The organism is Photorhabdus cinerea, from assembly GCF_011189575.1.
Lineage (GTDB): Bacteria > Pseudomonadota > Gammaproteobacteria > Enterobacterales > Enterobacteriaceae > Photorhabdus > Photorhabdus cinerea.
In genome coordinates, this window is record NZ_PUJW01000148.1 from 1 (window position 1) to 497 (window position 497).

At 37.0% G+C, this 497-nt stretch carries 2 protein-coding genes; both read right to left on the minus strand.

All coding sequences use genetic code 11. The features are described from left to right. Positions 1-99: DUF4224 domain-containing protein (locus tag C5469_RS24660; RefSeq protein ID WP_166311016.1), on the minus strand; the 99-nt coding region annotated here is incomplete at its 3' end. Then, positions 96-323: a hypothetical protein gene (locus tag C5469_RS23110; RefSeq protein ID WP_166311052.1), complete on the minus strand. Its 228-nt coding sequence runs from the start codon at positions 321-323 to the stop codon at positions 96-98. The genes C5469_RS23110 and C5469_RS24660, both read right to left, overlap by 4 nt. Positions 324-497: the final 174 nt, after the last annotated feature.

A 497-nucleotide genomic window follows, 5' to 3' on the forward strand; every position in this document is an offset into this window, starting at 1 on the left:
AACGTGATTGTTTATTAGCCACTTTATTTGTTGGCTTTTTTGCTTAAATCCTGTTATGGAAAACAGTTCTCCGTCAGTCAGGTAAATAGGATCGCTCATTTGTCTATCCTTTCTTTTTGCAAATTTCTCACATAATAAGAAAGCCAGGCTTTTGGCGTAGACTTTCTCATCTGACGCTCATTCATAATTAATTTGAATTGCTGCGTATATTTATCGAGTATTGCTGTTACTGCTTTATCGTCATATTTATTGAGAGCTGTCAGCTCACGTAAGCATTCCTTTGCTATTTTGCGACGTCCATTCTCAAGAACTTGGTCATTCATAGCTCGATGAGGGTTTCTTTCCAGTCCATATCTTCTAAATCAACAACGGCTACAATTTCATATTGAGATCGTGGTGATTTAGAGTTCCAGTCTCCTTTTAATTGAGATGGCTTTTTGTTCCATGCCAATACAAATCCCTTGTTTTCTGTGACTATAAATTTAGTCCAATGCGGA

What these genes read in the sequence shown, in the direction of transcription:
- C5469_RS23110 (WP_166311052.1), bottom strand. Translation starts at nt 323, where the DNA reads ATGAATGACCAAGTTCTTGAGAATGGACGTCGCAAAATAGCAAAGGAA.